The organism is Streptomyces sp. SAS_272, from assembly GCF_052543235.1.
This window is the reverse complement of sequence record NZ_JBMNDR010000057.1, coordinates 23,807-36,439: the sequence shown is the minus strand read 5'-3', so window position 1 is coordinate 36,439 and position 12,633 is coordinate 23,807. Positions and strand designations below refer to the sequence as shown.

Annotated in this window: 12 protein-coding genes; 7 read left to right on the top strand and 5 right to left on the bottom strand. The window is 73.8% G+C overall.

The features are described from left to right. Window positions 1-45: 45 nt before the first annotated feature. A complete protein-coding gene (locus ACN6LD_RS28030) occupies window positions 46-240 on the bottom strand; it encodes a hypothetical protein (protein WP_319198036.1) in 195 nt (64 codons plus the stop codon). Between the two features lie 131 nt (window positions 241-371). On the opposite strand from ACN6LD_RS28030, the gene ACN6LD_RS28025 reads away from it, so the two are divergent. Both ACN6LD_RS28025 and ACN6LD_RS28020 read left to right on the top strand, forming a co-directional pair. Next, complete coding sequence (locus ACN6LD_RS28025) at window positions 372-1,715, top strand: helix-turn-helix domain-containing protein (protein WP_319198037.1); 1,344 nt, start codon at window positions 372-374, stop codon at window positions 1,713-1,715. A gap of 175 nt (window positions 1,716-1,890) precedes the next feature. Further along, window positions 1,891-2,613, top strand: coding sequence for a GAF and ANTAR domain-containing protein (locus ACN6LD_RS28020; protein ID WP_445044647.1), 723 nt, complete (start codon window positions 1,891-1,893; stop codon window positions 2,611-2,613). Window positions 2,614-2,656: 43 nt separating this feature from the next. On the opposite strand, the gene ACN6LD_RS28015 is transcribed toward ACN6LD_RS28020, so the two are convergent. Then, window positions 2,657-3,478, bottom strand: a complete 822-nt coding sequence (locus ACN6LD_RS28015; RefSeq protein ID WP_445044646.1) for a hypothetical protein — start codon at window positions 3,476-3,478, stop codon at window positions 2,657-2,659. Between the two features lie 597 nt (window positions 3,479-4,075). Here ACN6LD_RS28015 and thrS point away from each other — a divergent pair. Both thrS and ACN6LD_RS28005 read left to right on the top strand, forming a co-directional pair. Beyond that, window positions 4,076-5,461 (top strand): threonine--tRNA ligase, encoded by a 1,386-nt coding sequence (gene thrS, locus ACN6LD_RS28010; protein ID WP_445044645.1) that lies wholly within the window; start codon window positions 4,076-4,078, stop codon window positions 5,459-5,461. Between the two features lie 94 nt (window positions 5,462-5,555). Continuing rightward, complete coding sequence (locus ACN6LD_RS28005) at window positions 5,556-6,518, top strand: nucleoside hydrolase (protein WP_319196075.1); 963 nt, start codon at window positions 5,556-5,558, stop codon at window positions 6,516-6,518. 164 nt (window positions 6,519-6,682) lie between these two features. Here the strand turns inward: ACN6LD_RS28005 and ACN6LD_RS28000 are convergent, their stop codons facing one another. Further along, the gene (locus tag ACN6LD_RS28000; RefSeq protein WP_319196063.1) at window positions 6,683-7,648 is read right to left on the bottom strand and encodes an LAETG motif-containing sortase-dependent surface protein; all 966 of its coding nucleotides are present in this window, start codon (window positions 7,646-7,648) and stop codon (window positions 6,683-6,685) included. A gap of 310 nt (window positions 7,649-7,958) precedes the next feature. On the opposite strand from ACN6LD_RS28000, the gene ACN6LD_RS27995 reads away from it, so the two are divergent. Then, window positions 7,959-9,605: a glycoside hydrolase family 13 protein gene (locus ACN6LD_RS27995; RefSeq protein WP_319196065.1), complete on the top strand. Its 1,647-nt coding sequence runs from the start codon at window positions 7,959-7,961 to the stop codon at window positions 9,603-9,605. Between the two features lie 30 nt (window positions 9,606-9,635). Here the strand turns inward: ACN6LD_RS27995 and ACN6LD_RS27990 are convergent, their stop codons facing one another. Beyond that, window positions 9,636-10,436 carry a DUF4142 domain-containing protein gene (locus tag ACN6LD_RS27990; RefSeq protein WP_445044663.1) on the bottom strand — a complete coding sequence of 267 codons (801 nt, stop codon included), beginning with the start codon at window positions 10,434-10,436 and terminating at the stop codon, window positions 9,636-9,638. Between the two features lie 203 nt (window positions 10,437-10,639). Here ACN6LD_RS27990 and ACN6LD_RS27985 point away from each other — a divergent pair, with 203 nt between their 5' ends. Both ACN6LD_RS27985 and ACN6LD_RS27980 read left to right on the top strand, forming a co-directional pair. After that, window positions 10,640-11,308: an O-methyltransferase gene (locus ACN6LD_RS27985; protein WP_319196066.1), complete on the top strand. Its 669-nt coding sequence runs from the start codon at window positions 10,640-10,642 to the stop codon at window positions 11,306-11,308. Between the two features lie 59 nt (window positions 11,309-11,367). Then, on the top strand, window positions 11,368-12,087 hold the full coding sequence (locus ACN6LD_RS27980; RefSeq protein WP_445044644.1) for an MOSC domain-containing protein: 720 nt from the start codon (window positions 11,368-11,370) through the stop codon (window positions 12,085-12,087). A gap of 147 nt (window positions 12,088-12,234) precedes the next feature. Here ACN6LD_RS27980 and ACN6LD_RS27975 read toward each other — a convergent pair whose 3' ends face one another. Continuing rightward, window positions 12,235-12,489: a hypothetical protein gene (locus tag ACN6LD_RS27975; protein ID WP_319196070.1), complete on the bottom strand. Its 255-nt coding sequence runs from the start codon at window positions 12,487-12,489 to the stop codon at window positions 12,235-12,237. Between the last annotated feature and the right edge of the window lie 144 nt (window positions 12,490-12,633).

Here is a 12,633-nt window from a genome sequence, read left to right as displayed (position 1 = left end):
GCCCGGCATGACCCGGGGTCGAGCCCGCTCCCGCCCGGCCCGGCGTCAGCGGTGTCCGGCCGCGTCCTGCTGGGCCGTCGGCGAGGGCGGAGCCGTGTCGGTGGTGGCGGCCGGGCCCGCGTTGGCGGCGGCGACCAGGGCCGCGACCGTCAGCAGTGCCGCCGCAAGGGCTCTCGCATAGGGCGCGGAGGGGCGTGCGGAACTGCGTGCCGAAGGGCGTGCGGAGGGGTTTCCGGACACGGCTACCTCGCAACGTCGGCGACTGCGATCCTCGCGTCAGCAAGCGGTTAAGCGTGCTTAACTCACTGTTTAACCTAGGGGCTGGGATGCTCCAACGGCAAGAGGTGCAAGGGCGGTTGGGGGAGCCGGGAGTGGTGGAGCGGGACGAACCGGAGGTCGTCGGACGCCGGGTGCAGCGGTTGCGCGTCGAGCGGGGACTGACCCAGCGCCAGCTGGCCGAGCCGACCTACACCCCTGCCTATGTCTCCACGCTGGAGGCGGGCCGGGTGCGGCCCTCCGACGAGGCGCTCAGACACCTCGCCGAGCGGCTCGGCGTCGACTTCGAGGAACTGGCGACCGGCCGGCCCGCACGCCTCGTCACCGATCTGCGGCTGCGGCTCACCGAGGCCCAGCGCGCGCTGGCCACCGGCGAGGCCGAGGAGGCGGCACGGCAGTACGGCGCGCTGCTGGCCGAGGCGGAGCAGCACGCGCTGGACGAGGAGCAGGCCACCGCGCTGCTGGGGCTCGGCGAGTGCGGGATCGACACCGGGGACCTGGACGCGGCCCGCGACTTCTTCGAGCGGGCCGAGAGCCGTCTCGCCGGCGCCCCGCTGCCCGCGCGCGTCCCCGCCCTGCGCGGCCGCGCCGTCGCCCACTACCTCGCCGGCGAACTGCGCTACGCCGTCTACCTGTTGGAGTCCACTCTCGACGAGCTCAACCGGGGCGGACTGCACGACCCGGACGCGCTCCTGCTCCTCTACGCGTCGGTCATCGGCCCGTACATGGACATGGGAGCGGCGGCCCGCGCGGCGCAGGCGGCCGAGTTCGCCCTCGCGCTCGCGCCGCAGGTCGCCGACCCCGCGCTGGTCGCCCGGATGCACCGCTCGGTGGCCCGCACGCTGCTCGCCGAGGGGCGTCTCGCGGAGGCCGACGCCTCGCTGGCCAAGGCCGCCGAGCTGTACCGCCAGCTCCAGCTGCGCACCGAACTCGCCAACTGTCACTGGATGCGCGGATACGTCTCTGCCCAGAACGGGGAACTGGGGCGTGCGGAGGAGGAGTTGAGACAGGCTCAGGCCATGCTCTCGGCACAGCGCGCCGCCCTCTACAGCAGTCAGGTCGCCGTGGAGCTGGCCGACGTGCTGCACCGCAGCGGCAGGTCGGAGGAGGCCGCGGCGCTGCTGCGGGAGGTGCTCGGCGACCTGTCCCCCGAGCGTGGCGCCGTGCACGCGGCGGGCGCTCACCGCCTCCTCGGCATCATCGCCGAGGACGCCCGCGACACGGAGGCGGCCGAGGAGCACTATGTGCGCGCGCTCAGCCTGCTGGAGCGTGCGGGCGCGGCCGGGGACCTCGCCGACCTGTGCCGGATGCTGGGGGACCTGCTGCGGCGTACGGGGCGGGTGGAGGCGGCGCTCGACGCGTACCGCACGGGCCTCGGCCACCGCACGGCGCCCGGGACGACGACGCTGGGCCCCGCCCCGGCACAGCCACCCTTGTAGCAGCCGCTGAGCACCCGCTGTGGCCACCCGCCGAGCACCCGCTGTGGCCACCCGCCGAGCACCCGCTGTGGCAGCCGCTGTGGCACCGGTTTTCGCGGTGGGTCCGGGGTACTCGGCGGGCGGAGCACACGTCGGGCGGACGGCCGGGCGGACCGGTGGAACGGAGGTGACGGCCGTGACCGACCGGGAGTGGGACCGGATCGCCGACGTCATCGCCCGGGAGACGGTCGACGTCGTCGTCCAGGACGTTCCGCAGCGGTTGTGCGACGCCGTGCTGAAGCTGCTGCCGGTGACGGGCGTGAGCGTGTCGCTGCGCGGCGAGGGGATGCCGATGCCGCTGGGAGCGAGCGGGGAGAGCGCGGCGTACGTGCTGGAGATGCAGGTCACGCTGGGGGACGGGCCCGGACTGGAGGCCGCCGAGACCGGCGCCGTGGTCGTCGCCCCCGACCTGACCTCGAGCCGGGACGCGGGCCGCTGGCCGGTGTTCGCGCAACAGGCGGCGGCCGCCGGGGTCCGGTCGGTCTACGCGCTGCCGCTGGGCGACCGCGCGGTGTGCGTGGGCACGCTCGACCTCTACCGAGACGTCCCCGGCGAGCTCGCCGTCGAGGAGCTGCACACCGCGCGGTTGGTGGCCGACGTCGTGACGGCGGCGCTGCTGACGCTGCCCCGGGACGAGCAGGGCGGCCCGGACGGCGCCGGCCTCTGGCTCAGCCCGCTGGCCACCGACCACGGCGAGGTGTACAGGGCCGTCGGCATGCTGATGGCGCAGCTCGGCGTCGCCGCGGACGAGGCGCTGGCGCTCCTGCGGGGGCACGCCTTCGCGGGGGACCGCACGGTGCTGGAACTCTCCCACGACGTGGTCGCGCACCGCACGCGGTTCGACGACCCCGACTTCTGAGCGGGGTCACCGGTGCGCTGCCTCCACGGCGTCTTCCGTCTGCTCAGATCTGCACCCGCCCCTGCTTCCTGACGTCCGCCAGCCGGCGCACGCCCAGTTGCACGGCCGCCTGGGTCGCGGCGTTGGGGGCGTCGTCGAGTCCGCCGTTGGTGAGGGCGAAGGCGTCCTCGCCGGCCCGTACGGCGGCGACGTCCAGAGTGAGGACCGTCGGGGCGCCGCCTGCGTTCTCGGCCGCGTCCGGTCCGGCGTCGTCCCGGGCGGTCTCCCCGGCGCCCGCCCAGCGCGTCAGCGTGACCCGGAGCCCCTGCCGGACGTCGCCCACCTCCGGCAGGGGCAGCTCGGAGACCTGCACGTCCAGCACGGCGTCGCCGGCCGCCTTGGCGGTGAACCGGGCGCACGTCTGCGGCAGCGTCCTCAGCCGGGCCAGGCTGCGGTCCACGTCCGCCGGGCGGCTGCCCGTGAGCTGGTAGCGGAGCTGGGCGCCGGAGTCGGGATCGTCGAGCGCGACGACCGCGCGGGCCGGTCCGCCGAGCAGCTCGTCGGCGTAGAGGTCGTCGAGGAGCCGTTGGCAGTCGGCGGGCGAGGCCGTCGCCTTGAGCATCCCGTCCCGCCAGGTGGCGGCGCCGCGGGTCGGGGTCCACGGCGCGCCGAGGTCCCGCTCGGTGATGAGGGCGGCCTGCGCCTGAGCCTTGGTCAGTCCCGCCGACGCGGCCGGCGCGGACGGCTTCGCCGACGACCGCTGGACGGTGGGGGTGGCGGGAGCGGCGGTCGGCGGATGCTCCAGTCCGAGGGTGGCGCAGCCGGAGGTGAGGGCGGTGACGGCGGTGAGGAGGAGCGTGGAGGCCAGGAGGGGGCGGCGGGTCATCGGGGTGCCTCCAGGAGTGGGCGCGGGCGCCGGGGCCGATGCCGGCGCCGGGCGATCCGAGGTGCTTTCTCCCACGTCAGCACCGGTGCACCGGGGCGACCAGCGCGGCGGTCCGTACGGGTTACCGGCGTTGCTGCGGGCGGGTGGGCGACGGCCGTAAAGGGGGGCGGGAAGGGGGAGGCGCGGCAAAGGGGGGTGCGGGAAGGGGAGGTGCCCGGCGAGGGGGGCCGCGGGAAGGGGAGGTGCCGGCAAGGGGGGTGCGGGAAGGGGAGGTGCCCGGCGAGGGGGGCCGCGGGAAGGGGAGGTGCCGGCAAGGGGGGTGCGCGAAGGGGAGGTGCCGGGAAGGGGGCCGCGGGAAGGGGAGGTGCCGGCGAGGGGGCCGCGGGAAGGGGAGGCGCCGGAAAAAGGGTGGCGTGCCGTGATCCGCCGTCGTTACGGTGGCCGACATGAAGCGCGCCCAGCCGTCCCGCACGACGACGCCGGAGACCGTCCCGGCGCGCTGATCCATGACTGGATGTCCGAAGCCCCGGGGTGAGTGCCCCGGGGCTTCGCCGTTCCCGGTTCCGACTCGCCCCGCCCCGAGCGAGGGAGCCCCCCGTGAACGACCGCCACTCCGCCCCCGGCCACGCCTGCGACGACCGCCTCGACCCCGACGACCGCCTCGACCCCGGTCACGGTCTCGACCCCGGTCACGGTCTCGACCCCGGCCACGGTCTCGACCCCGGCCACGGTCCGGAAGGGGAAGGCGAGGGTCCCGGCTCCGGTCAGGAGCGGGACCACCGCCGTCTCGGCCGCGCGCTCGGCCTGTTCGACACCGACCCCCTGATCGGCGCGGGTCTGCCGTACTGGCTGCCTGACGGGGCGATCGTCCGGCACACCCTGGAGGAGTACGTCCGGGAGACCGAACGGGCCGCCGGCTACCGGCACGTGTACTCGCCGGTCCTCGGCAAACGCGAGCTGTACGAGATCTCCGGCCACTGGGCGCACTACAGCGAGGACATGTTCCCGCCGATGGAGCTGGGGGCCGAACAGGTCGTCCTGCGGCCCAGTCTCTGTCCCCACCATGCCCTCATCTACCGTTCCCGTTCCCGCAGCTACCGCGAACTTCCGCTGCGTATCGCCGAGTTGGGCGGCATGTACCGCTCCGAGCCGTCCGGTGTGCTGGGCGGTCTGACCCGCGTGCGGGCCATCCAGCTCAACGACGCGCACGTGTTCTGCACCCTGGAGCAGGCGGTCGACGAGGCCCGCGCGGCGCTCGCCCTGATCGCCCGCGCCTACGCCGACCTGGGCATCCGCGCCTCCCGGCACCGGCTTTCGCTGCCCGGTGAAGGAGGCAAGTACGTGGCCGACCCGGAGCTGTGGCGGCGGGCCACCGCGCTGCTCAGGGAGGTACTGGACGGCGCCGGCGTCGCCTACGAGGAGGCGGAGGGCGAGGCCGCCTTCTACGGTCCGAAGATCGACGTGCAGATCACCGACCGCGCCGGCCGCGAGGCGACCCTCTCCACCGTGCAGATCGACTTCCACCAGCCCGAACGCTTCGACCTGCACTACGTCGGCGCCGACGGGGCGAAGCACCGCCCGGTGATGGTGCACCGCAGTGTCCTCGGCAGCGTGGAGCGGGTCGTCGCCCACCTGATCGAGGAGCACGGCGGGGCGTTCCCGGTCTGGCTGGCGCCGGTGCAGCTGGTCGTGCTGCCGGTGTCGCAGGCGCAGCGGGACGCGGCGGAGGAGCTGGTGGGCCGGGCGTCGGCCGCCGGGCTGCGGGCGGAGCTCGCGGACCCCGAGCAGGGCAGCCTCGGGGCACGGGTGCGGGCGGCACGGCTCGCGCCGTACCAGGCGGTGATCGGGGAGCGGGAGGCCCGTGCGGAGCGGGCCGCCCTGCGGCTGCGCGACGGCCGCCGGCCCGGCGAGCTGCCCGTCGGCGACCTGGTCGGGCGGATCGCGGAGCGGGCGGCGGCGCGCGGAACCGCACTGTGGGACTGAGCGCTCCCGCATAGGGTCGTGGACGACGGTGGTGCGGAAGGAGTCCCTGGTGACCGAGGCAAGCAAGCCGACCGAGCAGAACGCGGCGAACGAACTGTCCGAACAGCCCATTCCCGTGATCATCGACTGCGACACAGGCGTCGACGACGCCCTCGCCCTGCTGTTCGCCGTACGCCATCCCGGCCTGGACGTGCGGGCGGTGACGTGCGTGGCCGGGAACACCGACGTGGACGGGGTGGTCCGCAACACGCTCACCGTGCTGGAGCACGCGGGTGCGGGGGACATCCCGGTCGCCCGGGGCGCCGAGCGGCCGCTCATCGAGCCCGTCCGCACGGCGTCGCATGTGCACGGCCAGGACGGCATGGGCGACCTGGGCCTGCCCGCCCCCACCCGCCGTCCGGTCGACGTGGACGCGGTGACCCTGCTGCGCCGCGAGATCCTGGCCTCCCCGCGCCCGGTCACCCTCGTCCCCACCGCGCCGCTGACGAACATCGCGCTGCTGCTGCGCACCCACCCGGAGGTGACCCGCAACATCGAGCGGATCGTGTTCATGGGCGGCGCGGTGACCACGGGGAACGCCACGCCGGTCGCGGAGTTCAACGTGTGGCACGACCCGGAGGCGGCGGCGGTCCTGCTGACCGCGGGCGTGCCGATCACGATGTACGGCCTGGACGTCTTCCAGCGGGTCCTGGTGCCGGCGGCGGACGTGGCACGGCTGCGGGCGAGCCCGGAGCCGCGTCTGAAGCTCGCGGGCGCACTGCTCGCGCACCGTGACCCGGCGAGCTCCGGCGACCCCACGCCCACCGGGGGCCTGGGCGACGCGGGCGCGCTCTGCGCGGTGGCCGACCCGGCGGGCCTGACCACCGAGCTCCTCCCGGTCGAGGTCTCTCTCGCCCCAGGCCCGGCGCGCGGCCAGACGGTCGTCGACCGCAGGCCGCGCCCCGGCGAGTCCGAGATCCACGAGGGTGTGCGCGAACTGACCCTCGTGGACGTGGCGTTGGACGTGGACGTCGAGCGGTACGTGAAGCTGTGGCTGACCGCGGTGGAGGGCGTCTAGAAACAGCGGAACGGCCGTCCGGTCATCCGGTACGGCCGTCCCGTCACCCTGCGCCCGCCTCTGTGCCAGACGCTCAAGGCCGGCGCCCGCCGCCTCCGCGTCAGCCGCGTGTGGCCGGGCCCCGCCTCCGCGTCAGCCGCGTGTGGCCGGGTCCCGCCTCTGCGTCAGGCGCGCGTGGCCTTGCGGCGTCGCGTGGCGACGACGATCGCCGCGCCGCCCGCCAGCAGTGCCGCCGCGCCGCCCGCGATCAGGGGCGTGTCGCTGCTCGCGCCGGTCTCCGCGAGGTCGCCGCCGCCGCCGTTGGGCGTGGGGGCGGGCGCGGGGGTCGACTCGGAGGCGGACGGGGTCGGCGAGCCGCTCTCGGAGGGCGAGGCGGACGGCGACGCGGTGTCGCTCCCGGACGGGGTCGACGGCGTGCCGGAAGGGGTGCCCGACGGGCTGCCGGACGGGCTTCCGGACGCACTGCCCGACGGCGCGGTCGGCGGGACGACCGGCGGCTGCTCGGTGACCGTGCAGTCCTTCGTGCCGCCGTTCCAGGCCGCGATCAGCTTGTCCTTGATGACCGGACGGTTCGGACCCTTCGGCAGGTCGCCGTGGACGAAGCCGTCCTTCGCGTCGAGCTTGCCGTCGAACTTGACCGCGCCGCGGTAGAGGTCGATCTGGGCGAAGCAGCCCGCGTCGGGCACGGCGATGTCGAGGCTCTCGGTCTGGCCGGGCTTGACGGTCACGGTGTCGAAGTCGACGAAGACCTGCTCACCGGAGGTGCCGAAGCTGGAGCCGTGGGCCAGGTAGGAGGCCAGGGAGGCGGTGCACGTCGTCGCGTCGCCTGCCGCGCGGACCTTGACGTGGATCTTGCCGTCCTCGGTCGGCTTGAGGTTCTGGTCGTCGACGCGCACCGAGTCGAAGAACTGCGTTCCGTCGAGCGAGAACTGGCAGCGGTCGGTCTGCGTCTCGGTGCCCGCGCCCGTCCCCGGCCGGTAGTGTCCGCCGGACTTCCAGCCGTCGCCGCCGGGCGTCCCGGTGTCCGCGAAGGCGATGGAGGCGGCGGCGACGGAGGCGGCGCACAGGGTGAGCGACACGGCGCCCGCCCCCAGCAGGCGGCGCACGGTGACAGTTCTCGCTATGGACATACGGATCCCGTTCTTGGCGAGTCGCCTGGGCTGACTGGTCGGATCAGAAGATGGCATCAGCGGAAGGCGTCAGGAGAGCAGCGGAGCAGCGGAGAGGATCGCCGGGCTCATCGGTCACAGCCGCCACGAAGACCACACGTGTCACAGAGGCCACAGCGTGGCCCCATCGTCGTGTGCATGCCGGACCGCTGTCAACCTGCGTCAAACCTTGGGAAGTTCAAGATTCCGCCACATGTTCGCCATGTACGGAATGATCCGTTCCGGGCGATCCGATGTTCGCTTTCGGGGCACAGTGGACAAACTTGCGTGCATGACCGACTTCTCCCCGCACCGCCCCGACTGGTGGCGTCAGGCCGTCGTCTACCAGGTCTATCCGCGAAGCTTCGCCGACGCCGACGGGGACGGCCTCGGGGACCTGCGGGGCGTCACCGGCCGGCTCCCCCACCTCGCCGCCCTGGGCGTGGACGCCCTCTGGCTCTCCCCGTTCTATCCGTCCGAGCTCGCCGACGGCGGATACGACGTCGCCGACCACCGGGACGTCGACCCGCGCCTGGGCTCCCTGGCCGACTTCGACGCCCTCACCGCCGAGGCCCACCGGCTCGGCCTGAAAGTGATCGTCGACCTCGTGCCGAACCACACCTCCCACCGGCACCCCTGGTTCCAGGAGGCGCTGGCCGCCGGTCCCGGCGCCCCCGCCCGCGACCGCTACGTCTTCCGCGACGGCCGCGGCCCGGGCGGCGAACTCCCGCCCACCGACTGGCGGTCCGTGTTCGGCGGGAGCGCCTGGCAGCGCGTCCCCGACGGCCAGTGGTACCTCCACCTGTTCGCCCGTGAGCAGCCCGACCTCAACTGGGACCGCGAGGAGGTCCGCGAGGACTTCCGCACCACGCTGCGCTTCTGGTCCGACCGGGGCGTCGACGGCTTCCGCGTCGACGTGGCCCATGCCCTCGCCAAGGACCTCGCCGAGCCCCTGCGCGACCTGGGCGCGCCGGAGCTCAGCGGCGACGCCGGCCTCGCGCGGCTGGCGCCGGGCGCGCACCCCTTCTTCGACCGCGACGAGGTCCACGAGATCTACCGCGACTGGCGCCGCGTCCTCGACTCCTACAGCCCGCCCCGCACGGCCGTCGCCGAGGCCTGGGTGCCGGGCGCGAGACGGGCCCTGTACGCCCGCCCGGACGAACTCGACCAGGCCTTCAACTTCGAGTACCTGCAGGCCGGCTGGGACGCGGAGGAGATCCGTGCGGTGGTCACGGACTCGCTCGCCGCCGCCCGGGCCGTCGGCGCCTCGGCCACCTGGGTGCTGTCCAACCACGACGTCGTGCGCCACGCCTCCCGCCTCATGCTCGCGCCGGGCACGGACCACGACGCCTGGCTGCTGTCCGGCGGCCGTGCCCCACGCGTCGACGAGCGGGCCGGTCTGCGCCGGGCGCGGGCGGCGACGCTGCTGATGCTGGCGCTGCCCGGATCGTCGTATCTCTACCAGGGGGAGGAGCTGGGCCTGCCCGAGGTCGCCGACCTGCCCGAGGACGTCCTCCAGGACCCGGTGTGGGAGCAGACCGGCCGGGTCCGCAAGGGGCGCGACGGGTGCCGGGTGCCGTTGCCGTGGACGACGACGGGCCCGTCGTACGGCTTCGGCGCGGCCGGCGCGTGGCTTCCGCAGCCGCCGTCCTTCGCGCGTCACTCGGTGCAGGCGCAGGACGGCGTGGCCGGTTCCACCCTCGAGCTCTACCGCACGGCGCTGCGCCTGCGCCGCAAGCTGCTGGAGGGCGAGGAGCTCAGCTGGGCGCGGGAGACGCCGCCGGGCGTGCTGTCCTTCACCCGCCGCGACGGCTGGCGCTGCGTGGCCAACCTGTCGGACGCGCCCGTGCCGCTGCCGCCGGGGGAGGTGCTGCTGAGCAGCACCCCGCTGCCCGGCGACGGCCGGCTGGGTCCGGACACGACGGTCTGGCTGGCGTGACCGCCCCGACCGGGGCGGCGGGCGGGACGGCTACTGGCCGGTGACGGGCTGCCCGTTGCCGGCCTGCCCGTTGCCGGCCTGCCCGTTGCCTGGCTGCCCGTTGCCGGGCTGGGCGTTGCCGTTCACGACGCCGCTGAGGTCCAGCGGGGTGGAGGTGGCGGTCGGCGGCGGAGGCAGGACGACCATGGGCTGACCGGCCGGCGGGACCGGGGGGGTCATGTCCGACTGGGGCAGCTTGGGCGGCGTGGTCTGGTTGAACAGGGTGGTGTCGAAGTCGACCAGACCGGTCTTCTCCATCACCGTGATGTGGTCCAGCACGGTGTCGTTGGCCTGGTCGGCGAGGGCTCGGACGAGCGTGTTCTTCGTCGTGGACCGGATCTTGGCGATCGTGTTGAAGATCGAACCGTGCGTCATGCGCAGGATGTTGGCGAAGTCCGTGTCGAACTGCTTGCCGCTCTCCGACTTCAGCAGGGTGACGAAGCCCTCCTGCTGCGGGCTGGCCACGTTGGGCAGCTGGACGTTCAGCATCGGCGCGATCTTGCGGCAGCTGGTGTCCAGCGCGCCGTGACCGTCGATCAGGTGGTTGCTGGCGGTGCGGATGGCCGGCGTCTGGCTCTTCTGGAGCCCCAGCTGGCCGAGCGGGTACTCCCACAGTCCGGCGGCCCGGACCTTCACCACGAAGTCCCTGTCGCTCTCCGTGAGCGGCCCCCACTGCGTGTTGGCGATGATCCGGTCGCCCGAGGTCGACACGGTGTCCAGGCCGAGCATCGACGGGTACGCGAGGGCGCTGAGTGTCAGGGTCAGCGCGCCCCCCACGAAAATAGTTCCCATCATGTTGCGCGAAAGTGCCACCGTTCCTCCTGCCCGTCGGGGAATCCGCCGTCGTGTCGTCGCCCGGTGGGGACCCGGGCGAAAGGAAATACGCGCGCGGAGTCGTTCGGACTCACCCGGTCCGCCAGAAAGTTGATGGACGGTGCACGGGGCGGTCCAGTAAGTTCCCATAAGGAACTCACTGGATCGAGAGGGGACCTGCCGTGCAGCAGACCTGGACCGCCGTCGACGCCTACTTCAACGACCTGCTGGTGGAGGAGGACGACGCGTTGCGCGCGGCCGGCGCGGGCAGCGAGGCCGCCGGTCTGCCGCCCCATCAGGTCGCCCCGAACCAGGGCAAGCTGCTGCATCTGATCGCCCGCATCCAGGGCGCCCGCACGATCCTGGAGATCGGCACCCTCGGCGGCTACAGCACCCTCTGGCTCGCCCGCGCCTTGCCCGAGGGCGGCCGCCTGGTGACGCTGGAGGCGGACGAGCGGCATGCGCAGACGGCGGCGGCGAACATCGCGGGGGCGGGCCTGCGGGACGTGGTGGACCTCCGGGTGGGCAAGGCGTCGGACACGCTGCCGCTCCTCGCGGCGGAGCTCGGCGACGAGAGGTTCGACCTGGTCTTCATCGACGCGGACAAGCCCTCGAACCCGCTCTACCTGGAGTGGGCGCTGCGGCTGACCCGGCCCGGCGGCGTCATCGTCGGCGACAACGTGGTGCGCGAGGGCGCGGTGACGGACACGGCGAGCACCGACCCGCGCGTCCAGGGAGTCCGCACCTTCACCGAACTGATCGCCCAGCACCCGAAGTTGACCGCGACGGCGGTGCAGACGGTGGGCGAGAAGGGGTACGACGGCTTTGTACTGGCACTGGTGACGGACTGAGTCGCGACAGGACACGGGGACAGGGACATGGGGGCACGGACATGGGGGGCTCGGGGCGCATGGGGATGAACGCGGCGCGACTGACGGAGATCACGTACTACCCGGTGAAGGGCTGCGCGGGGACGACGCTCACCGAGGCGGCGCTGACGCCGACCGGCCTGCCGCACGACCGCGCCTACGCGATCGCCGACGAGAAGGGCGAGCTGCGCTGGCAGGGGGGAGACCCCCGGATGGCGCTCATCTCCCCGGTGCCGAGCGACGGCGGGGTGACGCTGCGCGCGCCGGGCCGGGACCCGGTGCGGGCGGACAGCCCGGACGTGCACGCCTGGCTCACGGAGTTCCTGGGCGTCCCGAGCACCCTCGTCCGGCCGCCGGCGGGCAACGCCCACCGGCTGCACGTCGTCTCCCGCGCCAGCCTGGACGCCCTGAACCGGCGCCTCGCCGCCCGAGGAGTCGCCCCCCTCCCGATGAACCGCTTCCGCCCCAACCTCGTCGTGGACGGCTGGGACGACCCTCACACCGAGGACCGCGCCGCCCGCCTCGCCGTGGCCGGCGCCGAACTGGCCTTCACCGAGGACACGATCCGCTGCGCCATCACCATGGTCGACCAGCGCACCGGCCGCCGCGCGGGTCCGGAACCCCTGCGCACCCTGGCGGACTACCGTCGGACGGACGCCGGCGGCATCGCCTTCGGCGCCTACTTCCAGGTCCGGCGGGCGGGGAGGATAGCGGTCGGCGACGAGGTGGCGGTGCGTCCCGGGGCGACCGCCGGACCGTGACCCGAGGCGTATCCGGGACGCCGCAGACGTCACGCATGCGACGGATGCGGCGGACGGCGGACGCTGCGCAGGGGACGCGACGGACGCTGCGCGCGCGACGGATGCCGCGGGTGCCCCGGGCGGCCCCGGATTCCCCAGGCGCCCTGACTAGGCGCCCTCGGCGTGCTGGGCGTGCTTCGTGCCGTCCATGGCCTTCGTCTGGCGGCGTTCCCGGAGGGCGCGGTTGATGGTGTGCACGCGGATCGCGGTGAAGAGGACGACGGCCGCTCCGATGGCGGCCATCTGCCACTCGCTGTCCCGGACGGCCGCATAGAAGAGGAAGCCGCTGAAGAGGACGCCGAAGGCGGTGAGCAGGGGTTCGCGCACCCAGAAGGGGAGCACACGGATGACGAGACCGATCATCCGGCCACTTCAGCACCTTCGGCCCGCAGCTGCTGTGACGGACGCCACAATTCCGGGAGTTCATGTGTGCGTGACGTGAAGGCGATTGGCGAACCGTTGACCACCCGGGTGAAACGTTGACCGCTTCACGGAGGATTCCGGACG

Excerpts from the sequence above, each read along its gene's own strand:
- ACN6LD_RS28015 (WP_445044646.1), bottom strand. The coding sequence starts at position 3,478 with ATGACCCGCCGCCCCCTCCTGGCCTCCACGCTCCTCCTCACCGCCGTC.
- ACN6LD_RS28000 (WP_319196063.1), bottom strand. The coding sequence starts at position 7,648 with ATGTCCATAGCGAGAACTGTCACCGTGCGCCGCCTGCTGGGGGCGGGC.
- ACN6LD_RS27995 (WP_319196065.1), top strand. The coding sequence starts at position 7,959 with ATGACCGACTTCTCCCCGCACCGCCCCGACTGGTGGCGTCAGGCCGTC.
- ACN6LD_RS27990 (WP_445044663.1), bottom strand. The coding sequence starts at position 10,436 with ATGGGAACTATTTTCGTGGGGGGCGCGCTGACCCTGACACTCAGCGCC.
- ACN6LD_RS27980 (WP_445044644.1), top strand. The coding sequence starts at position 11,368 with ATGGGGATGAACGCGGCGCGACTGACGGAGATCACGTACTACCCGGTG.
- ACN6LD_RS27975 (WP_319196070.1), bottom strand. The coding sequence starts at position 12,489 with ATGATCGGTCTCGTCATCCGTGTGCTCCCCTTCTGGGTGCGCGAACCC.